This is a genomic window from Cupriavidus oxalaticus (genome assembly GCF_004768545.1).
Taxonomy (GTDB): Bacteria; Pseudomonadota; Gammaproteobacteria; order Burkholderiales; family Burkholderiaceae; genus Cupriavidus; species Cupriavidus oxalaticus_A.
The window spans coordinates 898518-922238 of sequence record NZ_CP038635.1 but is presented as its reverse complement, the minus strand read 5'-3'; the positions used below and the strand labels follow the sequence as shown (position 1 = coordinate 922238).

The following is a 23721-nucleotide window of genomic DNA, read 5'->3' as shown; positions in this document are numbered from 1 at the left end:
AGCCCGAGGTCGCGGCCGATCGGCACGGAACGGCGGCCTTCCGGCCAGCCGTCATACATTGCCCCAACGGGATGAAAAGGATATGAAGAAAGAGGAGACAACGGGGCCGCTGGCCGGCGTGAAAGTCGTCGACATCACGTCAGTATTCATGGGGCCTTCTGCCACCCAGATGCTAGCTGACCTGGGCGCCGACGTGATCAAGGTCGAGCCTCCGGGCGGAGACAGTACGCGCGGCATCGGTCCCTGCGGCGATGAGAAGATGGGCCCGCTATTCCTGGGTCTGAACCGCAACAAGCGCAGCATCGTGCTTGACCTGAAAGCGCCCGCAGGGCGTGAGGCCCTGCTTTGCCTGGTACGGGATGCCGACGTGCTGGCCTACAACGTGCGCCCGCAGGCGATGCAGCGGCTGGGGCTGGACTATGAAACGCTGTCGGCCATCAATCCGCGCCTGGTCTATGTCGGCATGTTCGGCTTTTCGCAGCGGGGACGCTACGCGCCCCAGGCTGCCTTCGATGACCTGATCCAGGCCGCAACCGGCCTGCCGCTGGCCGTTTCGCTGGGCAGCGGCGACAGTCCCCGGTATCTGCCCATCACCATCGCGGATCGCTCGGTGGGGCTCTATGCTTTCGGTGTGATCTGCGCCGCTCTGTATTCGCGCATGAGCACCGGCAAGGGCCAGCGCGTTGACGTGCCCATGTTCGAGACGATGGTTCCCTATGTGATGGGAGACCACCTGTATGGCGAGACCTTCGTGCCGCCGAAGGGCGGCTTCGGCTATCCGCGACTGCTCTCGCCCGAGCGGCGGCCATACAAGACGAAGGACGGACATGTCTGCTGCCTGATCTATCACGATCATCACTGGCGGGCCTTCCTCCTAGTCATTGGCAAGCCGGAGTTGTACGACACCGATCCGCGCTTCGCCAACATCAACACCCGCACCGCCCACATCACCGACCTGTATGCCATGGTCAGCGACGAAATGGCCAGGCGCAGCACCGAGGAATGGCGCACCCTGCTCAAGGAGGCCGATGTTCCGGTCTTTCCGATGCACACGTTCGAGTCGCTGCTGGACGATCCGCATTTGCAGGACATCGGCTTCTTCAGCGAATCGGACCACCCGGCCGTCGGGCGTATCCGGGAGATGGCGGTGCCCAGCGAATGGCATGGCACCCCACCGGCCAGCCGCCGCCATGCACCCGGCCTGGGTGAGCACAGCCGCGAGGTACTGCGTGAGGCCGGCTACGACGACGCCGCCATCGATGCGCTGCACGCGTCCGGCATCTTGGGGGACTGGCCGAAAGCGCGCCACGCCAAAGGAGAAACCAGCCATGAGTGAAGAATTGCTGAGCGAGGTCCGGGGCGCAGTGCTCTACCTGACCATCAACCGCCCGGAGCGCCGCAATGCCATCACGCCGGGCGTAGTGCAGGGACTGCGCGACGGCATCCTGCGCGCCGATCGTGATGCCGACATCCGCGCTGTGGTCATTACCGGAGCGGGCGAGCAGGCGTTCTGCGCCGGCGCCGATCTGCAGACCGGCAGATCCTTTGCCTTCGATTACGCCGAGCCCTACCTGGGGATGGCGGACCTCTTCCGCTGCGCCAGGCAGTCGACGGTACCGCTGATCGCCCGGGTCAACGGCGCCTGCATGGCGGGCGGCATGGGGCTGATGGCGATGTGCGATCTGGCGATCGCCAGCGAAAGCGCCCGCTTCGGCCTGCCGGAGGTCAAGCTGGGCTTGTTCCCGGCACAGGTCTTGAGCGTGCTGCAGCACCTGGTGCCACGCCGCACGCTCACCGAATTGTGCCTGTGCGGCGAGCCGCTGTCCGCGAGGGAAGCGCTGGCCGCAGGACTCGTCAACGATGTCAGCGACGCTCTCGACGCCAGGCTGGACTTGCTGCTGGCCCGCCTGCTGAACAATTCGCCCGCCGCCATTCGTCGGGGGCTGTACACGCTCAAGCATATGGAAAACATGTCGTTCGAGCAGTCCATGGCGTTCACGGAAAGCCAGATCGGGCTCTTTGCACTGACCGAGGACGCGCGCGAAGGCCAGCTGGCATTCCGCGAGAAGCGCGAGCCCTTGTGGACTGGCAGATAGGGAGATGGGAATGGACGTGAAAACGGTACGCATTGGCGGGGCTTCCGGCTTCTGGGGCGACAGCAGCGTTGGCGCGCCACAGCTTGTGCGCCACGGCGATATCGATTACCTGGTGTTCGACTACCTGGCCGAACTGACCATGTCGATTCTCGCCGCCGCCCGATTGCGCAAGCCGGAACTGGGTTACGCCACCGATTTCGTGACGGTGACAATGAAGGCGCTGCTCGGAGAGATTGCCGAGCGCGGGATTCGCGTGGTCAGCAATGCCGGCGGCATGAACCCGCACGGGTGTGCGCAGGCCATTGCCGCGCTGGCCGCGGAACAGGGCCTGACAGTGCGCATCGCCGTGGTGGAAGGCGATGACGTGATGCCCCTGCTTCCACAGCTGCGCGAAGCCGGTGTGCAGGACATGCAGAAAGGCCGCCCCCTTCCGGAGAAGGTGGTCAGCGCCAACGCGTACCTGGGGGCCTTGCCGATCAAACAGGCGCTGGACCAGGGCGCCCAGATCGTCATCACCGGGCGCTGCGTGGACAGTGCCGTGACGCTCGGCGTGCTGATGCACGAGTTCGGTTGGCAAGCCGACGACTATGACCGCCTGGCGCAAGGCAGTCTGGCCGGCCACATCATCGAGTGCGGGTGCCAGGCCACGGGCGGCTTGCATACCGACTGGGAAAGCGTCCCGGACTGGCACGACATCGGCTATCCGGCGGTCGAGTGCCGTGCCGACGGCACCTTCCTGGTCGGCAAGCCCCCCGCCACGGGGGGACTGGTCAATACCGCCACGGTCGGCGAGCAGGTGTTGTACGAGATCGGCGACCCGGCCACCTATCTGCTGCCAGACGTCACCTGCGATTTCACGCAGGTAACCCTTCGGCAGGCCGCAGCCGACCTGGTGGAAGTCAGCGGCGCGCGCGGGCGGGCCCCAGGCAATGCCTACAAGGTCTGTGCCACCTATATCGATGGCTTTCGCTGCAATGCCCAGCTTTCCATCGTCGGCATCGACGCGGTGGCCAAGGCGGAACGCACGGCGCAGGCGATCCTTGCCCGCACGCGCAAGCTGTTCGGGGAGAACGGGTGGGGAGACTACAGCCGCACCCACGTTGAGGTGCTGGGAGCGGAGTCCTGCTTTGGGCCACATGCTGCCGTCCGTCACACCCGCGAGGCGGTGATGCGGCTGGCGGTTATGCATCCCGAGAAGGCGGCGCTGGAATTGTTCGCGCGGGAAATTGCCGCGGCGGGGACCAGTTGGGCGCCGGGCACGACGGGCTCGGCTGGCGGGCGTTCCAGTCCCTCGCCATCGATCCGCCAGTATGCATTCCTGCTCGACAAGGGCACCTTGATCCCGGCGGTGGTGATAGACGGCGTACGCAGCGGCGTCACTGTTCCTTCGGGCGGTCAGGCGGTACCCGTCGCCCCCGTGGCGTCTTCACTCGCGGAAGCGCCGGCCACGGGCCCGGCAGAAAGCGACACCGTCGAAGTTCCGCTGATCCGGCTTGCCTATGGCCGTAGCGGCGACAAGGGGGATACCTCGAACATCGGACTGATCGCCCGCCGGCCGGCGTACCTGCCCGTGCTGCGGGCGGAAGTGACGGTGGCGCGCGTGGCGGAGTGGCTTGGGTACCTTGTGAAAGGGCCGGTGACCTGCTACGACCTGCCTGGCTTCGACGCCATGAACTTTGTCTGCGAGTCGGCACTGGATGGCGGTGGCATGGCGTCGCTGCGCAATGATCCGCTCGGCAAGGGAATGGCGCAGATTCTGCTTACCATGCCCGTGCGCGTGCCGCGGGAGTTGTTGTCATGACCAGTAATGCGACCAGCGCTGCGGCCAACGAGAGCGTCATCCTCGCCGACGACGGCACCGGCGGCGTGACGCGATATCGACAACTCGCCAGCGTCATCCGGCACAAGATCGTGTCAGGCGAGTACCCGGTGGGCATGCAGCTACCAACCGTGGACAGCCTCGCCCAAAGCTACGGGATCGCCAAGGTCACCGTGCGCCAGGCCTTTGCCGCGCTGACGGAAGAGGGGCTAATCAGCAGCCAGCGCGGTCGTGGCACCCACGTCATGAAGCAGCCGCCAGCACCCGGAGAAGGCCTGCGCTCCGCCATCAATGACGAATCGGCCCATGGCAGCGAACTGGAAATCCGCATCCTCGAACTGCGCGAGGGCGTGGCGCTGCGGCCGGGGCTGGCCCGCCGCGGCACGCCGCTGGACAGTTATGTCATGGTCCGCAAACTGCATTTGCATGGCGGCACGCCATTCTGCCTGATCGAGATGTATGTGGCCTCGTCAGTCTTTGCCCGCTTTCCCCGCGGTGGCGAAAGACACCACAAGCTCGGTCACCTGCTGCGCCAGGTCGAAGGTGACCGCCTTGGCATGATGCAGCAGACCATGACAGTGGAGCCGGCCGACTACATCCTGGCGCGCGACCTCGCCTATGGCTTCGGGGCGCCTATTGCCAGGATCGTCCGGTCGACGCTGGACGTCGACGGCAATGTACTGCTGGCAGGGGAGTTCTGGTATCGCGGCGACCGGTTCATCCTGGACGTGGAAATGCCCGCCAAGCTGACCGAGCACTACCCCGCGCTCGCCATCCCCGACAGCCGTCGCTGAGCGCGACAGATTTCACCTTCAAGCGAGGAGACATCCGAATGACATCATCCTATGTACGGCGGGCCGCTGACGTGCCCGCGTACGCACCGGCCAACCATACGGGAACGGCGAACCAGCGCATCATCGGCAAGGAGACTGTCGGCGCGCGCCGGCTCGAGGTCCTGCTGGGCACGATTTCGCGGGGCCACGGCGCGTTGCCGCATGCACACCCGAATCTTGAGCAGGCGTCGTTCCTGCTCGCCGGCGAGGGTCTTGGCGAACTACCGGGAAAGCAGCGCATCTTGCGCGCGGGTGACTGGAGCTTCAACGCCGCCGGCGTCTTCCATCGCTTCGAGGTCATCAGCGACGAACCGGTACAGGTGATGGTGGTCTACGCGCCGCCGTACAGCGAAAACCCGAACGCTGCAGTGACCGCGGCCGGCCCGGACGACCCACGCCTTCAGACCGGTGCTGCCGATGTCCGCGACGTTCCTGCCAGCACCGAGCCGATCGCGCTGCCGCACTACCGTGGCGCGCTCGTCAGGCCGGTCATCACACGCGAGACCGTCAATTCCCGCTTTCTCGACATCTATATGGTCGAACTTGATCCCGATGGCGGCGCCGAGCCGCACAGGCTTGGCGAGACCGAGCAGGTGCTCTTCGTGCGTGGCGGCACGCTCCACGGGCACATTGAAGAGGAGCGCTTCGCAGCCGGGACCGGGGAGTGGGTCTACGTTCCCGACGGTGCGGAACTCAGCCTCGAATCGGCGGACGGGACGTGTGAGCTGATTGTCATTCGCGCACACGATCCGCTGTCTTGACGCAAGCTCGGCCAAGTCAATCCATCAGATCCCGAGATGCGGGAGGAGACAAGATGATCCAGCGATTTCCCCGGCGGCGCATGCTCGCCCTGCTGTCCGGACTGGCCGCTGCTTCCGCGGCCCCGCAATGGGTGTGGGCAGCGGGCCTCAACGAGTATCCGGACAAGCCGATCCGTGTCGTGGTGCCGTTCCCTGCAGGCAGTGGCACGGACAACATCGCGCGCTACATCGCGCGGATTATCACTGACCAGACCGGACAGTCCGTCGTCGTGGAAAACCGCCCCGGTGCCAACGGCTTCATCGCGGCAACGGCGGTCGCGACTGCGCCCGGCGATGGCTACACGATGCTCATCACGACAAATACCACCCACGCGGCCAATGCGTCCCTGTTCAAAAAGCTGCCCTATGATCCCATCAAGGACTACGCGCCGGTGTCGTTGATCGCAAGAAGCGGATTGGTCCTGGTGGTGCCATCCGACAGCCCGGTGCAGAAGGTCTCAGAACTGACCACGCTGGCGAAAAGCCGGCAAGGCAAGTTGACCTTCGCCAGCGGCAGTTCCTCCACCCGGGTCGCCAGTGAGCTCTACAAGATGATGAGCGGCGCACCGGCACTGCATGTGCCCTACAAGGGCGTGCCGCAGGGCCTGACCGACTTGATGGGCCACCAGGTCGACTTTATGATTTCCGACATCAATCCGGCCCTGCCCCTGATCCAGAACGGCAAGCTGCGCGCAGTCGCCGTGACCACGTCCAGGCGCCATCCCCTGCTCGCCAATGTTCCGACCATGGCGGAAAGCGGCCTGGCAGGGTATGAGATGACGGCCTGGGTTGCTGCCTTCTTTCCTGCCACCACGCCGAAACCCGTCGTCGCGCGCATGAGCCAGCTGATTCGGCATGGGCTGACGAGCCCGGCGGCTACCGAACACTTCAGCCGGACAGGAGGCCAACCCTTCCCATCGACGCCAGAAGAACTGGCAGCGTTCGTGCGCAGCGAGACCGTCAAATGGTCTGAGGCAATCAAAGCCGCCGGCATTCAGCCGGAATGACCTGCGCCGCCGTCGGAGGCCGGGAATACTCGGCCGGCCCCCTGGCGGTAGTCAGAACATCCGGATCAGTCGGATCTGGGTGAACTTTCCGTGCTTGGCATTGCGCGACGGCGCCACGAAGAGGATTTAACTCGTTGATTTTTAAGGAGTATGACAACGGAAATCGCCTCTCTTCGGCACCAAAAAGAATTCAGGGCATCGCCCACGCAAACCCGGACAGCCCTCACGCTCTCCGGGTTTTTTGTTGCCTGATCTCCGAAGCGCGGCCCAGGCCAGCGCAAGCGGATCTTCTTCCGTCTCGATAAGCTCCCATCCTCGCGGCATCTAGCGCATGGCGTCTGCCCACGGCGCGCATGATGCCACCGCAGACGCGTCGGCCATGGCGTTCCGGCAAACGGGGAGAGGCAGGCTACCGCCCCAACCGCCGCGCCCACCAATACCGGAACGGATGGTCGAAGTCGGGATAGAGCACCGGCTGGCTGAAGCAGCCAGCGTGCTTCATCAGGAGGTAGGCGACAAGCATGGTCGCCCAAAAAGCAAACAGGTCCACGATGCACGGCCACCCTTGTTTGCCAGGTGGCCGTTTTCATTATAGGGAGCGCTGCCGCTGCGGGGCCGATACCGCACTCCGCACTTACCCTAACGCCAGGTGCGTCAGTACACTTCCGGCACGAACATCTCTTGCGGCACCGGATGCCGCACATAGTCCTCATGCCGCTCGCGCGCCGGCAGCACGATCGTGGGTGCGTCCACGTCCTGGTAAGGCACCAGGCTGAGCAGGTGGTGGATGCAGTTCAGCCGTGCGCGCTTCTTGTCGTCGGCCTGCACCACCCACCACGGCGCCTCGGGGATGTGGGTGCGCTCGAGCATGATCTCCTTGGCCTTGGTGTAGTCCTCCCAGCGCCGCTGCGATTCCAGGTCCATCGGGCTGAGCTTCCATTGCTTGAGCGGATCGTGGATACGGCTGAGGAAGCGCAGGCGCTGTTCGTCGTGCGTGATCGAGAACCAGTACTTGACGACCTGGATGCCGGAGCGCACCAGCATCTTCTCGAACTCTGGCACCGAGCGGAAGAATTCTTCGTACTGCTCGTCGTTGCAGAACCCCATCACGCGCTCGACGCCGGCGCGGTTGTACCAGCTGCGGTCGAACAGCACGATCTCGCCTGCCGCGGGCAGTTGCGCCGCGTAGCGCTGGAAGTACCACTGGGTGCGTTCGCGGTCGTTGGGCGCGGGCAGCGCGGCCACGCGGCATACGCGCGGGTTCAGCCGCTGCGTGATGCGCTTGATCACGCCGCCCTTGCCGGCGGCGTCACGCCCTTCGAACAGGATCACCAGCTTGTGGCCGGTGGCCGCGACCCAGCTCTGCAGCCTGACCAGCTCGCCCTGCAGGCGGAACAGCTCGCGGAAATAGTGGCGGCGGCTGTCCTGCTCGGCCCCTTCGGGCAGATGTACCGGGTCGCCGAAGGCTTCGCTGGCTTCGCGGTCGTCCAGCTCCAGTTCGATCTCTTCGTCGTAGTAGTCGGCCACTTCATTGTGGATGCGCCGTACCAGCTCTGCCTCGCCCGGTCTCATCTGCTCCTCCTGTCGGATACATCGCGGTCGCGCCGATGCTGGCACGCCAGTGTTGCAGCCGCGTGAACGCCTGCGCGCGCTATGCCGCCGGGTTGATGTTGTGGTTGTGGCGGAACAGGTTGCCCGGGTCGTAGCGGCGCTTGACCTCGACCAGCCGTGCGAAGTTGGGACCGTAGGCGGCGCCGATGCGGTCGGTTTCTTCCTGCGTCAGGAAATTGACGTAGACGCTGCCCAGCGCGAACGGCGCCGCGGCGCGGAATACTTCGCGGGCCCAGCCGATGCACGCGTCGTCCTCGGCCGGCGTGTCCCAGCGCCCGTGCAGGTTCATGATGAACTGCGCGTCGCGGTTGGCATAGGCGGTGGCGTCCGGCGCCACGCGGTTGGTCTGGCCGCCCATCGCGCCGACGAACACCTCGCATTGCGGCGACGGCAGCTTGCCGATCTGCTCGACCAGCATCGCGATCAGGCCGTCGTCGAGCCCGGCGAAGTTGTGCGATTTCCAGTAGTTGCGCGCTCCCGGCGTCAGCAAGGGATCGAAGGCCTGCTGCCATGCCGTGAACGGCATCGGTCCGACATGCTCGCCATAAGGCGTGCCCAGTTTGCGCAGCGGCTCGACCAGCGCGGCGCCATGCTCCGGCGGGCCGATATAGCAGATCGCCAGCGCCACGATCGGCTTGCCATGCGCCTCCGGTGGCAGGAACGGCAGCGGTGGGGCCTGGCGCAACACCGCCCATACCGTCAATTCATCCGGCATCGACTTGAACTGCTCGCGAAAGGCCGGCAGCACGGTGGGACCCTGCTCGAGGGGGTAGATGATCAGGCCGCCATAGACCTCGGGGCCGACGGGGTGCAGCCGGAACTCGAACATTGTGACCACGCCGAAATTGCCGCCGCCGCCGCGCAGTGCCCAGAACAGGTCGGGGTGCTCGTCGGCGCTGGCGCGCAGCAGCTTGCCGTCGGCAGTGACCACCTGCGCCGAGACCAGGTTGTCGACGGTGGTGCCGAACTTGCGGCTGAGCCAGCCGAAGCCGCCGCCAAGGGTCAGACCCGCGACGCCGGTGGTCGAGTTGATGCCCAGCGGCGTGGCCAGCCCGAAGGCCTGCGCCTCATGGTCGAAGTCGCGCAGCGTGGCGCCGGGCTCTACCCAGGCACGCTGTGCCCGCGGGTCAATGCGCACCGAGCGCATCGCCGTCAGGTCGAGCACCATGCCGCCGTCGCAGATCGCCAGCCCGCCGATATTGTGGCCGCCGCCGCGTATTGCCAGCAGCACACCGTGCTCGCGCGCAAAGTTGACCGCGGCGATCACGTCGGCGACGCCGGCGGCCTGCACGATCAGTTGCGGCCGGCGGTCGATCATTGCGTTCCAGATGCGGCGGGCATCATCGTAGGCGGCGTCGGCGGGCTGCAGCAGCCGTCCGCGCATTTGCGCCTTTAGTGATTCGATATGTTCTTGCGATAACTGGCCCATGATCAGCCTCCCGATGCGGGTTTGGAAACATCGGACGACGCGCGGCTGCCGGGGTGCAGGAAGATGGCCACGAGGACCGATGACTTCACCATTTAAGGCAGGCCCCCGGCGAATGTAAACGCGGCGTGCAGCGCGCCCCGCTCAAGTGCCGCAACGCGATCATGGCGCCGTGCCCGCCTATCATGGAAGCAACGCCGGCACGGTGCAAACGGGCGCCGGCCGGCTGCGCAAATGGACACAACCAGCCACCCTCCCCTGTTCCTGTGCGGCGATGTGATGACCGGGCGCGGCATCGACCAGATCCTGGCGCATCCCAGCCAGCCGCTGCTCCACGAGTCGTATGTGCATTCGGCGCTCGACTATGTGCGCCTGGCCGAGCGCAAGGCGGGCCCGATCTCTCATCCGGTGGCGCCCGCGTATCCGTGGGGCGATGCGCTTGCCGAACTCGACAGTCGCGACGCATGGCCGCGCATTGCCAACCTGGAGACGGCGATCACCACCAGCGACGACGCATGGCCCGGCAAGGCCGTGCATTACCGCATGCATCCGGACAATGTCGATTGCCTGCAGGCGGCAGGCATCGACTGCGTGTCACTGGCCAACAACCATGTGCTCGACTGGGGACGCGCTGGCCTGGCCGATACGCTGGCGGCGCTCGATGCCGCGCGTATCGCGCATGCCGGTGCCGGCCCCGATGAGGACAGCGCGATGCGGCCGGCGTGGCTGCCGCGGCCGGGCGGCGGGCGCGTCGCGGTATTTGCCTTCGCCATGCATAACTGCGGCACGCCCGCTGCATGGCGCGCCACCGCCGGCCACTCCGGCGTGAACCTGCTGGATGACTGGTCCGCCGCCTCGTGCGACCGCATTGCCGCGTGGATTGGCAGGGACAAGCGTGCCGGCGACCTCGTGGTGGCATCGATCCACTGGGGTGGCAACTGGGGCTACGACATTGACCCGGCGCAACGCGCCTTCGCGCACGGGTTGGTGGAGCGGGCCGGCGTGGATATCGTGCATGGGCATTCCTCGCACCATCCGCTCGGCATCGAGCTGCATGCCGGCAAGCCCATCCTTTATGGCTGCGGCGACTTCATCAACGACTACGAGGGCATCGGCGGCTACGACGACTACCGGCCGGACCTGGCGCTGATGGTATTCGTCCGCTTCGATGCGGCAGGCAACGCAGACCTGCGGCTGGTGCCGCTGCGGCGCAGCCATTTCCGGCTCGAATATGCGGGCGAAGTCGACATCGCCTGGCTGCTGGCGATGTTCGCCTATGAAGGACGCACGCTCGGCACGCGGGTCGAGCGCAGCGGGCTGCACGAACTGCGCCTGTCGGCGGCATGAGATCGCACCATGAGGCCGGCGCCATGAAAAAGCCCGCCGGCACGGCGGGCTCTTGCGGCACGTACCGCCAGGCTGCGGTGCGGCGCTAGTGGCGGTGAATCATATGGTCGAACCATGTGCGTACCGACTGCTCCTGCTGCTGCAGCAGCGTCGGATTCTTCTCGCGCATGATCCAGATGGCAAAGGCGGCACAGGCCACCAGGGCGATCAGCGCCAGTGCCGTGATCAGTGCGGCAGTCATAGCAACCTCCTGTAGAAGACTGGTTGCACCTTCAGTGTAGGTCGGATCGCGCGCGATGCAGGGGACGTGCAAAAGCAGGAAGGCCAGCCGCATTGGCTGGCCTTCCGGTATCTCAAGTGCCACGTGAGTCGGTTCCGTGTAACGCTTCCACAGTTTGCTGGTCCGCTTCTGCATTCACTGCCCGAGACTAGCTCTCTCGCCCATCCTGCGGCACCCCAGGACATACCTGCAGGATAGTACAAATTCGGGCGCGGGGAAGCGCGCGCGCTGATGCGGGCACAGGTCACGCACAGGTCACGCTCACGTCACCTCAATACGGTCGTCGACGAGGCGGATCTGGCCACCGGGCTTGTCTTCCACCACCTTGAGCACGCGGCTGCCCACCTGCAGCGTGACGCCGCCATGGATGCGCCGTGCCGCGTCGATGACGGCACCGGCTGCGGGCTGCATCTGCTGGCCCAGTTCGGCCAGGCGGCCTTCCAGCTCGAACAGGTCACGCGAGAGCTTGAACAGCGTGGCACGCGCCTTCTCGCGCAGGTCGCCGACGGCCTTCTCCGGATGCCTGGCAAAGAACGCCACCAGCTGCCTGACCTTGTTCTGCTCGTCCAGCAGCCGCCGGCGGTCTGCCTCGAGCGCGGCGCGTTGCGCGTCGGCATAGGGATTCAGTCCCACCTGCACGCTGGTGGCGCTGCCGGCAGGACTGCCGAGCACCGCGGCGTGCACCGCCAGCATGGCGCGCGTGCGCCCGCCGCTGATGCTGCCCTGCACGCCGGGGCCTCCGACCACGATGCGCGCGCCCGCGGCAACATCGCTCTGGCGGATGCCGCTGTCGACGTTCACCTCGGTGCCGGCCTCGACCACGGCGTTCTCGATGAAGCGGGCCTTGACCGCGCCCTTGCAGCGCACGCTGGCGCGGCTGATGCCGCCGTCGGCATGGCCGGTCTCGGACTTGCCGATGATGCCGCCCTTGACCACGACATTGCCGCCGGCGTCGATGTCGGCGGCTTCGATGGTGCCTTCGACCAGCACGTCGCCGCTGACGCGCACCGACATGCCGGTACGGATATCGCCCGCCACCCGCAGCGTGCCGTCAAATGCGACGTTGCCCGAATGCAGGTCGACCGCCTCCACCTGCACCACCGGGCTGACGGCGATGCCATGCACGCCGGCTACTGGGGCGCCGGCGATCACGGCAACCAGCAGGTCGGGGTCGTCGGGATCGGCGGCGGCGCCGGTCAGGCCCTCGGCAAAGGGCGGATCGTCCATCGGATCGGCGGCAATGGGCTTGCCGAACACGTCGACGCCATCATGTCCGGGCACCGCCGGGATGCGGCGCATCAGCGGCATGCCGGGACTGACCAGCAGCAGGTTGCCGAGGTCGCGCAGGTCGACGCGCGAATCTTCCTCATCGGCCTGCACTGGCTTGCGCGGCTGCAGCAGGTTGACGAAGCGTGCCGGCTCGCCCTGGCGCGGCGCCACGCCGGCGGCGATGGTGCGCAGCTCGCTGCGGCCTTCGGCCAGCGCGGCGTCGAGCGCCAGCGCCTGGATCGGCGCCACCACGCCGCGCTCGGCGACGGCGCGGCGGATCTCGTCCTCCGTGACCGGGCGGCCGCCTTCGGCGGGCATCAGCGTGAGCCGCGCGGCCAGGCCGTCGTCCGTGATATCGAGCTCGAACGCGCCATCGACCAGCACACCGATGGCGGCGTCGATCTCATGCTCGGCGCGCTGGCACTGCTGCAGGAACTGCGCGACCGCGCGTGCATCCAGCCTCGCGCCGGCCCAGCCGTGGCTGTCCAGGCACTGCCTCAGGCTGGCGTGATCCGGAGCCAGCCTGCCTGGCTCCGGTGTGTAGCGTGCATGCACCTGCTCACCTGGCTCGGTCAGCTCCAGGCGCAATCCCGACTCGTGCATCATGAGTCCCCTGACGTTGGTTGCGGAGCTGCATGGCGCTCGGCCACGGCGGCCTGCCCGCGCTGGCGGACAGCGCGTGCCCGGACGGCTGGCGCTCCACTTGTTATCGATCCAAGACCATCGGCAGCGGGAGTACGAAACTTGAGCGGGCAACGGCCCCCGCCGAGGAGGGGTGGGCCAGGCCATCAGCGGATGGCATCGCCGGACTTTTCGGTAAACTGTCGGCATTTCCGGGACGCGCCGCGTCCCGCAGCCTGTGCAGTCCCCATGTCAAATACCCACGAAATCCGCCCCGGCCAGTCCCTCGAGCTGCTCAAGGAACTCCATATCCTGACGCGCGACGGCAAGATGAACCAGGACAGCCGGCGCAAGCTAAAGCAGGTCTACCACCTGTTCCAGTTCATCGAGCCGCTGCTGCAGCAGGTCAAGGATGAGCGCGGCCGTGTCACGCTGGTCGACCATGGCGCCGGCAAGTCGTACCTCGGCTTCATCCTGTACGACCTGTTCTTCAAGGCCTTGAAGGACGATTCCCATATCTACGGCATCGAGACGCGCGAGGAACTGGTGAAGACCTCGCAGGCGCTGGCAGCGCGGCTGGGCTTTCCCGGGATGTCGTTCCTGAACCTGTCGGTGGCGGACTCGATCACCTCGCCACAGTTGCCGCCGACCGTCGACGTGGTCACCGCGCTGCATGCGTGCAATACCGCCACCGACGACGCCATCCGCTTCGCGCTGGCCAAGCGCGCGCAGCACATCGTGCTGGTGCCCTGTTGCCAGGCCGAAGTGGCCAGCGTGCTGCGCAAGCACAAGGGCAAGCTGCTGGCGGGCAATCCGCTGACCGAGATCTGGCGCCACCCGCTGCATACGCGCGAATTCGGCAGCCAGGTGACCAATGTGCTGCGCTGCCTGCAGCTGGAGGCGCATGGCTACCAGGTCAGCGTGACCGAGCTGGTGGGCTGGGAACACTCGATGAAGAACGAGCTGATCATCGCCCAGTACAAGGACCTGCCGCGCCGGCGCCCGGCGGAGCGGCTGCAGAACGTGCTGGAAACGCTGGGACTGGAAGAGATGAACGAGCGCTTCTTCACCGCCCCGGTTTCGGACAAGCCGGCCGAGCCAGCGTAAGTCAGTCTTTCGGGGGCGGGTTCTTGCCGGTGGCTTTGTCTTCGGCTTTGTCTTCGGCTTCGTCCTCGCCCGCCATCACGCGGCGCCAGCCCGCATGCCCCAGGCGGCGCATGGTTGCCTGGTTGCGCTCGTAGATATCCGCCGCATCCGGGAAGGCCGCCGCCGCGCGCGCGATGCTGTCCTCGCGCAGCAAGTGCAGGATCGGATACGGTGCGCGGTTGGTGTAGTTCTCGATGTCGTCAGGCTCGCTATCGGCGAACTGGTACTGCGGATGGAAGCTGGCGATCTGCAGCGTGCCTTCCAGGCCCAGGCTGCCGAGCAGGCGGTCGGCGAAGTACAGCAGGTCGTTGTAGTCGAGGAAATCGGCCACCGCGTGGGGCAGGATCAGCAGCGTGGTGTCGATCTCCGCCGGATCCGTCTCATCGAGCAGGCGCAACTCGCGCTCGAGTTCACCCAGCACATCCGGCGCTTCGGTGGCGGTGCTGACCACGTAGCGCACCTGCTCCTTCACATAAACACTCTTGGCAAATGGGCACAGGTTGAGCCCGATCACCGCGCGCTCAAGCCAGTGGCGGGTGGCGGCGATGACAGCGTCTGCGGAAGTGGCGGCGGAGGGCATGATGGGGATACCGGGCAAACCGTCATTCTAGCGCTGCCGCAGGCTCTATAATCCGCGGCGGAAACACTGCTGTCCTTGCCGAGCGCCCCATGTCCCCTGCCACGCCTCCCGCTGCCACCGCCAACCCACCAGATGTCGCCATCATCGGCGGAGGACCGGCCGGGCTGATGGCTGCCGAAGTGCTGGTGGCGCAAGGCGCCAGCGTGGCGGTCTATGACGCGATGCCGTCGGTCGGGCGCAAGTTCCTGATGGCCGGCAAGGGCGGCATGAACCTCACGCATGCCGAGCCGGAACCGGCCTTCCTCGGCCGCTATGGCGCCCGTGCCGCGCAGATCGCGCCGATGCTTGCGGACTTCGGCCCGCAGGCGCTGCGCGAGTGGGTGCACGGGCTTGGCATCGACACCTTCGTCGGCAGCTCGGGCCGCGTTTTCCCGACCGACATGAAGGCCGCGCCGATGCTGCGCGCATGGCTGCACCGGTTGCGCGAGGCCGGCGTGCAGTTCCATATGCGGCATCGCTGGCTGGGTTGGGAGGACCGGGATCAGGGAGCGCTGCACGTGCTGCGCTTCGCCACGCCGCATGGCGAAGTGCCGGTGCCCGCGCGTGCCGTGGTGCTGGCGCTCGGCGGCGCAAGCTGGGCGCGGCTGGGATCGGATGGTGCGTGGGTGCCGCGGCTGGCTGACCGTGGCGTCGATATCGCGCCGCTGCGGCCGGCTAACTGCGGTTTCGATGTGGCATGGAGCGAATCGTTTGCCGACCGTTTCGCCGGCACGCCGGTCAAGCCGGTGGCGATCGCACTGACCGATCGCGATGGCAACGCGCACTATCGCCAGGGCGAGTTCGTCATCAGCGCTACGGGCATCGAAGGCAGCCTGGTCTATGCGTTATCGGCGCCGATGCGCGACCGGCTCGAAGCCGATGGCAGCGCGGTGATACACCTCGACCTGCTGCCCTCGCACACCGCGGAACAGGTCGGCAACGAAGTGAACCATCCGCGCGGCTCGCGTTCGCTGTCGAGCCACCTGCAGAGCCGGCTCGGCATCACCGGCGTCAAGGCCGGGCTGCTGCGCGAATGCCTGACGAAAGATGCGATGCAGGATCCCGGCACGCTGGCCGTATCGCTCAAGGCGCTGCCGTTGCGCCTGCTGCGCCCGCGTCCGATTGACGAGGTCATCAGCAGCGCCGGCGGCGTGCGTTTCGAAGCGATGGATGAACGGCTGATGCTGCGCGCCCTGCCGGGCGTCTTCTGCGCGGGCGAAATGCTGGACTGGGAAGCGCCCACCGGCGGCTACCTGCTGACGGCATGCTTCGCCAGCGGACGCACCGCGGCGCTGGGCGCCGCGGCGTATCTGAGGCAAACCTAAGCCTGCTTGCCGCCGACGATGCTGAGCGCCACCGCCTCGGCCACCTCGATGCCATCGATCGCGGCCGAGTAGATGCCGCCGGCATAGCCAGCGCCCTCGCCCGCCGGGTACAGGCCCCTGACGTTGATGCTCTGGTAGTCGTCGTTGTTACGGCGGATGCGCAGCGGCGACGAGGTGCGCGTCTCCACGCCGGTCAGCACCGCGTCATGCAGCGCGAAGCCGGGCAGCTTCTTGTCGATCTCCGGAATGCCTTCGCGGATCGCCTCGATCACGTAGTCGGGCAATGACGTGCTCAGGTCGGTCGGCGTCACGCCCGGCTTGTACGAAGGCTCGACCGAGCCCAGCGACGTCGACGCACGGCCGGCGATAAAGTCGCCCACCAGCTGTCCCGGCGCGTTGTAGTTGCTGCCGCCAAGCTCGAACGCGCGCTCTTCCCACTTGCGCTGGAACTCGATGCCGGCCAGCGGGCCGCCCGGATAGTCTTCCGGCGTGATGCCGACCACGATGCCGGCGTTGGCATTGCGCTCGGCGCGCTTGTACTGGCTCATGCCGTTGGTCACCACGCGCCCCGGCTCCGACGCCGCCGCCACCACCGTGCCGCCCGGGCACATGCAGAAGCTGTACACCGAACGCCCGTTGCTGCAGTGGTGCACCACCTTGTAGTCGGCCGCGCCCAGCAGCTTGTTGCCGGCGAACTTGCCGAAGCGGCTGCGGTTGATCAGGCCCTGCGGATGCTCGATGCGGAAGCCCAGCGAGAACGGCTTGGCCTCCATGAACACGCCGCGGTCGTGCAGCATCTGGAAGGTATCGCGCGCGCTGTGGCCGACCGCCATGATGACGTGGTCGGCTTCCAGGTACTCGCCATTCGACAGCTTCAGGCCGCGCACCTTGCCGCCGTCGATGTCGATATCGTCGACGCGCGTTTCGAAGCGGATCTCGCCGCCCAGCTCGATGATCTCGGCGCGCATCTTCTCGACCATGCTGACCAGGCGGAAAGTGCCGATATGCGGGCGCGCCTTGTACAGGATGTCTTCCGGCGCGCCGGCGCGCACGAACTCGTTCAGCACCTTGCGCCCGTAGTGCTTCGGGTCCTTGATCTGGCTGTACAGCTTGCCGTCCGAGAACGTGCCCGCGCCGCCTTCGCCGAACTGCACGTTCGACTCCGGGTTGAGCACGCTCTTGCGCCACAGGCCGAACGTGTCCTTGGTGCGCTCGCGCACTTCCTTGCCGCGCTCCAGCACGATCGGGCGGAAGCCGGATTGCGCCAGGATCAGGCCGGCGAGCAGCCCGCACGGGCCCATGCCGATCACCACCGGCCGCAGCGCGGGCCCGCCCTGCGGGGCGCGCGCGACGAAGTGGTACTCCATATCGGGCGTCACGCTCCAGTTGGGCTTGCCGGCCATGCGCTTGCGCGCCGCGGCTTCGTCGCTGACTTCGAGATCGATGATGTAGGTCAGCTTGATGTCGGAGCGCTTGCGCGCATCGTGGGCGCGGCGGAATACGGTATAGCCGATCAGGCCGTCTCCCTTGACACCGATCTGCGCGGCGCTGGTACGCACGGCGGCGTCCAGGTCGGCTTCGGTATGGTCGAGCGGGAGTTTGACTTCACTTAGACGTAGCATGGGGAACCCGGGAACTGCGGCCGGGGGGTTGGGCACACCAATGTGCCAGGTCCGGCCGGAGCGCAATTTTATAGTTTTTCGGGCGCCGGGTCGGCAATCGATTGCGGCTGGTGCCGCGATAGCCACGGCACGCGGCGCTTGCGCCACTCCAGCAGCGCCGCCAGGCGGGAGAACAGGCCAGGCGGCACCGCGATGGTAAAGACGGCGTCGCAGCCCGCCGCCACCTGCACCCAGCCTCGCGCCGGCATGGTCAGGGACTCGCCCGCACGCAGGCGCCGGCGCGGAATGTGGCAGGTTTCGGCCAGCCATTGCGGCGGCCCGCTGATCTCGACCTGCCCTGCGCCGGCATGCAGCACCGTACCCGCGGGCACATGCAGATGCAGGCATTGCCCGGCGGACAGGCGCGTGGCTGACACCTGCGGGACGGCTGCTGAAGTGTCGATCGATACGCTTGGCATGGCTTGGCTCCGGTAACAGGCACAGGACTCCAGCCTATCGACCGCCTCTCGCGCGCGGCAGGCACACCCCCGTGCGACCTCGACCGTAACAGCAAGGCAAAACCGGGGCTGTTACGATACAGAGGCCCCGCATCTGTATCTGTAACCCGATGGCCTTCCGCGCCACGATGCCGCCATGGAATCCACCCCGCTCTACCGCCAGGTTGCCGGCCACTACCGCCGCGCCATCGAAGCCGGCACCCTGACCGCCGGCGACCGCATGCCCTCCGTGCGCGCGCTGATGGGACTGCACGGCGTCAGCCTGTCCACGGCGCTGCAGGCCTGCCGCCAGCTGGAGAGCGACGGCCTGCTCGAAGCCCGACCGCGCGCCGGCTATTTTGTTTCGGCGCCCCAGCGCGCGCCGCTCGCGCCGCTGACCGAGCCCGACGCAGCGCTGCCCGATCCCGCGCAGTACGTCGGCATCCACCAGCGCATTTCGGGGCTGCTGGCGCGCAGCCAGCACCAGCATGTCCATACCAACCTGGGCGGCGCCTACTGCGCGCCCTCGCTGTATCCCGCCGATGCGCTGCGCAGCGCCGCAGCGCGCGCCCTGCGCCGGCATCCGATGCTGTTCGCCGAGGCGGTCGAGCCGGAGGGCCATGCGCCGCTGCGCGGCGCCATCGCGCGCCAGGCGCTGCACGCGCGGATGCAGCTGGCGCCGGAGGAGATCGTCATCACGCACGGCTGTACCGAGGCGCTCAACCTGGCGCTGCGCGCGGTGGCCGGCCCGGGCGACGTGATCGCGGTGGAATCGCCCACCTACTACGGGCTGCTGCAGATCCTCGAAAGCCTCGGCATGCGCGCGCTGGAAATCCCGTGCAGCCCGCAGACCGGGATGTCGCTCGAAGCGCTCGAACTGGCGGCACAGCACTACGACAATATCCGCGCGGTGGCGGTGGTGCCCAACCTGCAGAACCCGCTCGGCTGCATCATGCCCGACGCGCACAAGGCGCGGCTGGTGCAGTGGTGCGAGGCGCGCGGCATCGCGCTGATCGAGGACGACTGCTTCTCCGCCACCGCCGACGGCGATACGCAGCCGGCGGCGGCCAAGGCCTGGGATAGCAGCGGCAACGTGATCCACTGCGCTTCGCTGCACAAGGTGCTGGCGCCGGGCATGCGGCTCGGCTGGATCGCCGCCGGCAAATGGCAGCCGCGCGTGGAAATGCTCAAGTTCGGGCTGTCGCGGCCCAACGAGATGCTGTCGCAGATGGCGGCGGCGGACTTCCTCGCCAGCGGCGCGCATGAACGGCACCTGCGCCGCCTGCGCACGCGGCTGCAGCTGCAGCGCGAATGGTTCGCCCAGGCGGTGGCGACCAGCTTCCCGGCCGGCACGCGGCTGGGCTCGCCGCGCGGCGGCATGCACCTGTGGGTGGAGATGCCCGCGCAGGTCTCGTCCGAGGCGGTTTTCGACCAGGCGCTGCAGGCCGGCATCCGCGTCATGCCCGGGGTGATGTTCTCCAACGCCGGGCGCTTCGACCATTGCCTGCGCATCAACTGCGGCACGCCGCGATCGGCGCAGATCGAGCGCGCGCTGGCCACACTCGCCGGCGTGGTCCAGAAGCTGGCGGGCTGAGCATCCGCTGCCGCTACGCATTTTTGCAGCACCGGCCCGATCCGCCCTTCCCGATCGACCGGCTTTTTTGCGCCGGTTTGTCCCCATTTGCCGCCGCCTCGCCTATCCTAGTGCGCTGGCGCGGCGGCCATGGCCCGGCTGGTCCCCGGTAACTTGCGAGCTCCGCCGCCAGACGGGAACAAGAACAAAGGAGAGTGGCCTTGAGCAGTCCATCCGCGGCATCGCGCAACCGCCCTGCCGGCACCGAGCCGGGCAACAGCTTCGACGATTACCAGACACTGTTCCAGCTCGCCCCGGTGTCACTGTGGCTGGAAGACTTCAGCGACGTGCGGGTGCACTTCGAACAGTTGCGCCGCGACGGGGTCACCGACCTGCGCGCCTACCTGCGCGCCAATCCGCACCAGGTGGCGCAATGCTCGTCGCTGATCCGCGTGATCGACGTCAACCAGCGCACGCTCGACCTGTTCCGCGCGGCCGACCTCGATGACCTCATCGCCAATCTCGAGACGGTCTTCCGCGACGACATGTTCGACCAGCATGTGGAAGAACTCGGCCAGCTCTGGGACGGCGGCAACCGCTTTGCCAGCCAGACCGTCAACTACACGCTGGACGGCGAACGCCTCGACATCCGGCTCGAAGCCACGGTGATGCCCGGCCATGAAGGCAGCTGGGAGCGCGTACTGCTGTCGATCGAGGACATCACCGCGCGCGTGCGCACCGAACGCGAGCTGCGCCGCAGCGAGCAATACGCCGTTGGCCTGTTCGAACACTCGCCGGTATCGCTGTGGGTGGAAGACTTCAGCGCGGTCAAGATGCTGCTCGATGAAGTGCGCGCAGCCGGCATCACCGACTTCCGCACTTTCCTCAACGTGCATCCAGACTTCGTCTCGCGCTGCATGCAGGAGATCCGCGTGCTCGACGTCAACCGGCAGACGCTGCTGATGTTTGGCGCCGAGTCCAAGGAGATCCTGCTGTCGCGCCTCGGCGACGTGTTCCGCGACGACATGCGCATCCACTTTGCCGAGCAGCTGATCGACCTCTGGCACGAGAAGCTGTGGCAGCAGCGCGAAGTCATCAACTACGCGCTCGATGGCCGCCAGGTCGACGTCTTCATGCAGTGGTCGGTCTTCCCCGGCTGCGAGGCCGACTGGGACCAGGTGCTGGTGTCGCTGACCGACATCACCGCGCGCAAGAAGGCCGAGGCCTATGTCGAATTCCTGGGCAAGCACGACGTGCTGACCAAGCTCTACAACCGCGCCTACTATGAAGACGAACTGGCTCGGCTCGGCCGCAAGGGACCATGGCCGGTCAGCGTGGTGGCGGTGGATTTGAACGGACTGAAGGTGGTCAACGACCAGTTCGGCCACGGGGACGGCGACGGCCTGCTGCGCCGCACCGGCGAGGTGCTGAAGAAAGCGGTGGGCGAGCAGGCCTGCGTGGCGCGCATCGGCGGCGACGAATTCATGGTGCTGCTGCCCGGCCGCGACGAGCGCGGCGCCGCCACGGTGGTCGAGCAGATCGAGAAGGTGGTCGAGCTGAACAACACCTTCTATCCCGGCGTGCGCCTGAGCTTCTCTATCGGCCACGCCACCTGCGTGCAGGGCGAGCGCCTGACCGACTCGGTCAAGGTGGCCGACAGCCGCATGTACGAAGCCAAGCGCGCGCACTACGAGGCGCTGGGCAACGAGCGCCGCCGCGAGAACTGAAGCAGCCCAGCGCAAAAGAGCCGGCTTGCGCCGGCTCTTTTGCTGATGACATCGCGTACTACAGGAAGATGACCAGGGCCACGCCCCCCACGATCAGGCCGAACTTGGCCACGTAGTACAGCTGGCGGTTCCACGCCTTGAAGCGGCGGCGATATTGCCCGCCCAGCCAGACAAAGCGGAACAGCTTGTTGATCATGCCGGTCTGGTCGTGCTCGTCATTGGGCGAGCTGGCCGCGGTCATGACCTTGCGGCCCATCCAGTGGTTGAACCTGGCGGCCCAGCCATAGCGCATCGGCCGCTCGATATCGCAGAACAGGATCAGCCGGTTGGCGTCGCTGCGGTTCTCGGCCCAGTGCAGGTAGGTTTCGTCGAACACCACGCCCTCGCCGTCGCGCCAGCTGTGGCGCTCGCCGTCGACCTCGATGAAGCAGCGGTCATCGTTGGGCGTGGCCAGGCCCAGGTGGTAGCGCAGCGAGCCCGCGAACGGGTCGCGGTGCGGATTGAGCTTGCCGCCCGGGGGCAGCTCGGCGAACATCGCGGCCTTCACGCTCGGCAGCTCGCGCAGCAGCGCCACGGTCTTGGGGCACAGCACTTCGGCGGACGGGTGCTGGGCCTCGTACCACTTCAGGTAGAAACGCTTCCAGCCGTACTTGAAGAAGGAATTGAAGCCGGCGTCGTCGTTCTTGTCCGCGGCCTTGATCTTGCGCATCGCGGCCAGCGCCAGGCCTTCGTCGCGGATCTCCGGCCACGCGGCGCGCAGCTTCTCCAGGTCGGGGAAATTTTTGACCGGAATATACGGCGTGCGCGGCACGCCCGAGAACGCGTACATAAAGCAGTTGATCGGCGCGACCAGCGCCGAATGGTCCAGCAGCTGGCGCCAGATCTTCAGCCTTACCTTGCCGCGGAAGTGCACATACAGGATGGCACCGAGGTAGCCCGCGACGATTATCCACTTGATCACCCGAAATCCTCCTGGTTGGCCGCCCTGGCGCGCATGATGACGGGCGCAGCGGGCAGTTGGGCGAAAACCGGCATTTTACCGAAATGGCCGCCACAGCGCAGCCAGTGGCGGCTGCAGCACATCGCAACGGAGCGGCTGTCAGGACTCGCGATCCGGGCCGCCGCGCGACTGGCGCGCGATCCGATCGATCAGCGCCTGGGCATCTTCGGGCATGCCCTGCAGCGTCAGCAGGCGGGCGTTAAGCACCAGGTTTTCCAGCACCAGCTTGGCGGTCGAGGCCCACATCGTGGCCAGCAGCGCTTCCATCGGCATGCCGGAGGCTTCCAGCTGCTCGGAGCGCTCGGCGATCAGCCGGCATGCCAGCTGGCGCAGCGCGCGGTCATCGAACGGCAGGTCGGCGTAGTCGATCGGGTCTTCCTTCTCGACCTCGGCCATCAATTGCAGCAGGGTGTCTTCTGTCATGGGCAGACTCCTGGCACAGCATGAACGCGATGGGCATCGCCAGTCACGCGGCGACGAACTACGTGCCATCGCGCTCGACCTGATCGGCGTAGCCATTGCCATAGCCTACCATCGCATGGCCTGTCGGGCCACGATGCCTGCCCGCCACCCGCGTGGGATTGTGCCTTCCGCTCGGCGCCACAGACGCGAGCAAATGCAGCGCGCCGGGGCCTGTGGACCGGCCGCGGCGGCGAGCGTGGCGCTATGTTCAGAGCGCCGGCGGCTGGCGGCGGAAGCCGACGCCGAAACGGTTCCACGCATTGATCATCGAGATCAGCAGCGTCAGGTCGGCAATTTCCTTTTCCGAGAACTGCTCGCGCACCGCGTTGTAGTCGGCGTCGGGCGCCTGGCTTTGCGGCAGCAGCGTCAGCGCCTCGGTCCAGGCCAGCGCGGCACGCTCGCGCGCGCTGAACCAGCTCACTTCGCGCCATGCCGGCAGCAGGCTCAGGCGGCGATCGCTCTCGCCGTGCTTGCGCGCGTCGGTCACATGCATATCCAGGCAGAAGGCACAGCCGTTGATCTGCGACGCACGGATCTTCACCAGTTCCTTCAGGCTGTTTTCCAGCCCGCAGCGGGCAATGTAGATCTCTACGCCGACCATGGCCTTGTAGGCATCAGGGGCCACGTCTTGCCAGTTCATACGTTCTTCCATGTCGATTCTC

21 protein-coding genes are annotated in these 23721 nt (G+C 66.7%); 11 read left to right on the top strand and 10 right to left on the bottom strand.

Annotated features, from left to right (window positions below):
- Positions 1 to 82 precede the first annotated feature (82 nt).
- Genes E0W60_RS15065 through E0W60_RS15040 form a run of 6 tightly spaced genes read left to right on the top strand, consistent with a single transcriptional unit; the run spans position 83 to position 6555 of the window.
- A complete protein-coding gene (locus E0W60_RS15065) occupies positions 83 to 1336 on the top strand; it encodes a CaiB/BaiF CoA transferase family protein (RefSeq protein WP_135706227.1) in 1254 nt (417 codons plus the stop codon).
- Complete coding sequence (locus E0W60_RS15060) at positions 1329 to 2096, top strand: enoyl-CoA hydratase/isomerase family protein (protein ID WP_135704837.1); 768 nt, start codon at positions 1329 to 1331, stop codon at positions 2094 to 2096. Before E0W60_RS15065 ends, E0W60_RS15060 begins: the two co-directional genes overlap by 8 nt.
- A gap of 10 nt (positions 2097 to 2106) precedes the next feature.
- Positions 2107 to 3897, top strand: a complete 1791-nt coding sequence (locus tag E0W60_RS15055; protein WP_135704836.1) for an acyclic terpene utilization AtuA family protein — start codon at positions 2107 to 2109, stop codon at positions 3895 to 3897.
- Positions 3894 to 4709, top strand: a complete 816-nt coding sequence (locus tag E0W60_RS15050; RefSeq protein WP_135704835.1) for a GntR family transcriptional regulator — start codon at positions 3894 to 3896, stop codon at positions 4707 to 4709. Before E0W60_RS15055 ends, E0W60_RS15050 begins: the two co-directional genes overlap by 4 nt.
- A gap of 38 nt (positions 4710 to 4747) precedes the next feature.
- A complete protein-coding gene (locus tag E0W60_RS15045) occupies positions 4748 to 5509 on the top strand; it encodes a cupin domain-containing protein (protein WP_135704834.1) in 762 nt (253 codons plus the stop codon).
- A gap of 53 nt (positions 5510 to 5562) precedes the next feature.
- Positions 5563 to 6555 carry a Bug family tripartite tricarboxylate transporter substrate binding protein gene (locus E0W60_RS15040; protein WP_135704833.1) on the top strand — a complete coding sequence of 331 codons (993 nt, stop codon included), beginning with the start codon at positions 5563 to 5565 and terminating at the stop codon, positions 6553 to 6555.
- Between the two features lie 654 nt (positions 6556 to 7209).
- On the opposite strand, the gene ppk2 is transcribed toward E0W60_RS15040, so the two are convergent.
- A complete protein-coding gene (ppk2, locus tag E0W60_RS15035; RefSeq protein WP_135704832.1) occupies positions 7210 to 8127 on the bottom strand; it encodes a polyphosphate kinase 2 in 918 nt (305 codons plus the stop codon).
- A gap of 79 nt (positions 8128 to 8206) precedes the next feature.
- On the bottom strand, positions 8207 to 9595 hold the full coding sequence (locus E0W60_RS15030; RefSeq protein ID WP_133094101.1) for an FAD-binding oxidoreductase: 1389 nt from the start codon (positions 9593 to 9595) through the stop codon (positions 8207 to 8209).
- Between the two features lie 231 nt (positions 9596 to 9826).
- Between E0W60_RS15030 and E0W60_RS15025 the strand changes: the two genes are divergently transcribed.
- Positions 9827 to 10939 carry a CapA family protein gene (locus E0W60_RS15025; protein ID WP_135704831.1) on the top strand — a complete coding sequence of 371 codons (1113 nt, stop codon included), beginning with the start codon at positions 9827 to 9829 and terminating at the stop codon, positions 10937 to 10939.
- Between the two features lie 85 nt (positions 10940 to 11024).
- Here E0W60_RS15025 and E0W60_RS37025 read toward each other — a convergent pair whose 3' ends face one another.
- Complete coding sequence (locus tag E0W60_RS37025; RefSeq protein WP_167884582.1) at positions 11025 to 11180, bottom strand: hypothetical protein; 156 nt, start codon at positions 11178 to 11180, stop codon at positions 11025 to 11027.
- Positions 11181 to 11480: 300 nt separating this feature from the next.
- On the bottom strand, positions 11481 to 13094 hold the full coding sequence (locus E0W60_RS15020) for a DUF342 domain-containing protein (RefSeq protein WP_135704830.1): 1614 nt from the start codon (positions 13092 to 13094) through the stop codon (positions 11481 to 11483).
- Between the two features lie 264 nt (positions 13095 to 13358).
- On the opposite strand from E0W60_RS15020, the gene E0W60_RS15015 reads away from it, so the two are divergent.
- Entirely contained in the window at positions 13359 to 14216 is an 858-nt protein-coding gene (locus E0W60_RS15015; protein ID WP_133094097.1) for a class I SAM-dependent methyltransferase, read from the top strand.
- A gap of 1 nt (position 14217) precedes the next feature.
- On the opposite strand, the gene E0W60_RS15010 is transcribed toward E0W60_RS15015, so the two are convergent.
- Positions 14218 to 14835 (bottom strand): DUF1415 domain-containing protein, encoded by a 618-nt coding sequence (locus tag E0W60_RS15010; protein ID WP_135704829.1) that lies wholly within the window; start codon positions 14833 to 14835, stop codon positions 14218 to 14220.
- An 89-nt stretch (positions 14836 to 14924) separates the two neighbouring features.
- On the opposite strand from E0W60_RS15010, the gene E0W60_RS15005 reads away from it, so the two are divergent.
- Positions 14925 to 16199: a TIGR03862 family flavoprotein gene (locus E0W60_RS15005; protein ID WP_135704828.1), complete on the top strand. Its 1275-nt coding sequence runs from the start codon at positions 14925 to 14927 to the stop codon at positions 16197 to 16199.
- On the opposite strand, the gene E0W60_RS15000 is transcribed toward E0W60_RS15005, so the two are convergent.
- Both E0W60_RS15000 and E0W60_RS14995 read right to left on the bottom strand, forming a co-directional pair.
- The gene (locus E0W60_RS15000) at positions 16196 to 17821 is read right to left on the bottom strand and encodes an NAD(P)/FAD-dependent oxidoreductase (RefSeq protein ID WP_133094094.1); all 1626 of its coding nucleotides are present in this window, start codon (positions 17819 to 17821) and stop codon (positions 16196 to 16198) included. The genes E0W60_RS15005 and E0W60_RS15000 overlap by 4 nt on opposite strands.
- Before the next feature lie 68 nt (positions 17822 to 17889).
- The gene (locus tag E0W60_RS14995) at positions 17890 to 18279 is read right to left on the bottom strand and encodes a hypothetical protein (protein WP_240745934.1); all 390 of its coding nucleotides are present in this window, start codon (positions 18277 to 18279) and stop codon (positions 17890 to 17892) included.
- Positions 18280 to 18454: 175 nt separating this feature from the next.
- Between E0W60_RS14995 and E0W60_RS14990 the strand changes: the two genes are divergently transcribed.
- Together E0W60_RS14990 and E0W60_RS14985 are read left to right on the top strand one after the other, a co-directional pair.
- Positions 18455 to 19891, top strand: coding sequence for a PLP-dependent aminotransferase family protein (locus tag E0W60_RS14990; RefSeq protein WP_135704827.1), 1437 nt, complete (start codon positions 18455 to 18457; stop codon positions 19889 to 19891).
- Positions 19892 to 20091: 200 nt separating this feature from the next.
- Positions 20092 to 21597 carry a sensor domain-containing diguanylate cyclase gene (locus tag E0W60_RS14985; RefSeq protein WP_205751648.1) on the top strand — a complete coding sequence of 502 codons (1506 nt, stop codon included), beginning with the start codon at positions 20092 to 20094 and terminating at the stop codon, positions 21595 to 21597.
- Between the two features lie 58 nt (positions 21598 to 21655).
- On the opposite strand, the gene lpxO is transcribed toward E0W60_RS14985, so the two are convergent.
- The 3 genes from lpxO to E0W60_RS14970 all read right to left on the bottom strand — a co-directional run bounded on the left by lpxO (position 21656) and on the right by E0W60_RS14970 (position 23711).
- Positions 21656 to 22558 (bottom strand): lipid A hydroxylase LpxO, encoded by a 903-nt coding sequence (lpxO, locus tag E0W60_RS14980; protein WP_133094091.1) that lies wholly within the window; start codon positions 22556 to 22558, stop codon positions 21656 to 21658.
- 138 nt (positions 22559 to 22696) lie between these two features.
- Entirely contained in the window at positions 22697 to 23020 is a 324-nt protein-coding gene (locus E0W60_RS14975; protein ID WP_133094090.1) for a hypothetical protein, read from the bottom strand.
- A 247-nt stretch (positions 23021 to 23267) separates the two neighbouring features.
- On the bottom strand, positions 23268 to 23711 hold the full coding sequence (locus E0W60_RS14970; protein ID WP_133094089.1) for a carboxymuconolactone decarboxylase family protein: 444 nt from the start codon (positions 23709 to 23711) through the stop codon (positions 23268 to 23270).
- Positions 23712 to 23721 lie beyond the last annotated feature (10 nt).

What these genes read in the sequence shown, in the direction of transcription:
- E0W60_RS15060 (WP_135704837.1), top strand. Translation starts at nt 1,329, where the DNA reads ATGAGTGAAGAATTGCTGAGCGAGGTCCGGGGCGCAGTGCTCTACCTG.
- E0W60_RS14990 (WP_135704827.1), top strand. Translation starts at nt 18,455, where the DNA reads ATGGAATCCACCCCGCTCTACCGCCAGGTTGCCGGCCACTACCGCCGC.
- E0W60_RS15005 (WP_135704828.1), top strand. Translation starts at nt 14,925, where the DNA reads ATGTCCCCTGCCACGCCTCCCGCTGCCACCGCCAACCCACCAGATGTC.
- E0W60_RS15040 (WP_135704833.1), top strand. Translation starts at nt 5,563, where the DNA reads ATGATCCAGCGATTTCCCCGGCGGCGCATGCTCGCCCTGCTGTCCGGA.
- E0W60_RS14970 (WP_133094089.1), bottom strand. Translation starts at nt 23,711, where the DNA reads ATGGAAGAACGTATGAACTGGCAAGACGTGGCCCCTGATGCCTACAAG.
- E0W60_RS15015 (WP_133094097.1), top strand. Translation starts at nt 13,359, where the DNA reads ATGTCAAATACCCACGAAATCCGCCCCGGCCAGTCCCTCGAGCTGCTC.
- E0W60_RS15010 (WP_135704829.1), bottom strand. Translation starts at nt 14,835, where the DNA reads ATGCCCTCCGCCGCCACTTCCGCAGACGCTGTCATCGCCGCCACCCGC.
- E0W60_RS14975 (WP_133094090.1), bottom strand. Translation starts at nt 23,020, where the DNA reads ATGACAGAAGACACCCTGCTGCAATTGATGGCCGAGGTCGAGAAGGAA.
- E0W60_RS15030 (WP_133094101.1), bottom strand. Translation starts at nt 9,595, where the DNA reads ATGGGCCAGTTATCGCAAGAACATATCGAATCACTAAAGGCGCAAATG.
- E0W60_RS15055 (WP_135704836.1), top strand. Translation starts at nt 2,107, where the DNA reads ATGGACGTGAAAACGGTACGCATTGGCGGGGCTTCCGGCTTCTGGGGC.
- E0W60_RS15000 (WP_133094094.1), bottom strand. Translation starts at nt 17,821, where the DNA reads ATGCTACGTCTAAGTGAAGTCAAACTCCCGCTCGACCATACCGAAGCC.
- E0W60_RS37025 (WP_167884582.1), bottom strand. Translation starts at nt 11,180, where the DNA reads ATGACTGCCGCACTGATCACGGCACTGGCGCTGATCGCCCTGGTGGCC.
- E0W60_RS15050 (WP_135704835.1), top strand. Translation starts at nt 3,894, where the DNA reads ATGACCAGTAATGCGACCAGCGCTGCGGCCAACGAGAGCGTCATCCTC.
- E0W60_RS15020 (WP_135704830.1), bottom strand. Translation starts at nt 13,094, where the DNA reads ATGATGCACGAGTCGGGATTGCGCCTGGAGCTGACCGAGCCAGGTGAG.
- E0W60_RS15065 (WP_135706227.1), top strand. Translation starts at nt 83, where the DNA reads ATGAAGAAAGAGGAGACAACGGGGCCGCTGGCCGGCGTGAAAGTCGTC.
- E0W60_RS15025 (WP_135704831.1), top strand. Translation starts at nt 9,827, where the DNA reads ATGGACACAACCAGCCACCCTCCCCTGTTCCTGTGCGGCGATGTGATG.
- E0W60_RS14995 (WP_240745934.1), bottom strand. Translation starts at nt 18,279, where the DNA reads ATGCCAAGCGTATCGATCGACACTTCAGCAGCCGTCCCGCAGGTGTCA.
- E0W60_RS15045 (WP_135704834.1), top strand. Translation starts at nt 4,748, where the DNA reads ATGACATCATCCTATGTACGGCGGGCCGCTGACGTGCCCGCGTACGCA.
- ppk2 (WP_135704832.1), bottom strand. Translation starts at nt 8,127, where the DNA reads ATGAGACCGGGCGAGGCAGAGCTGGTACGGCGCATCCACAATGAAGTG.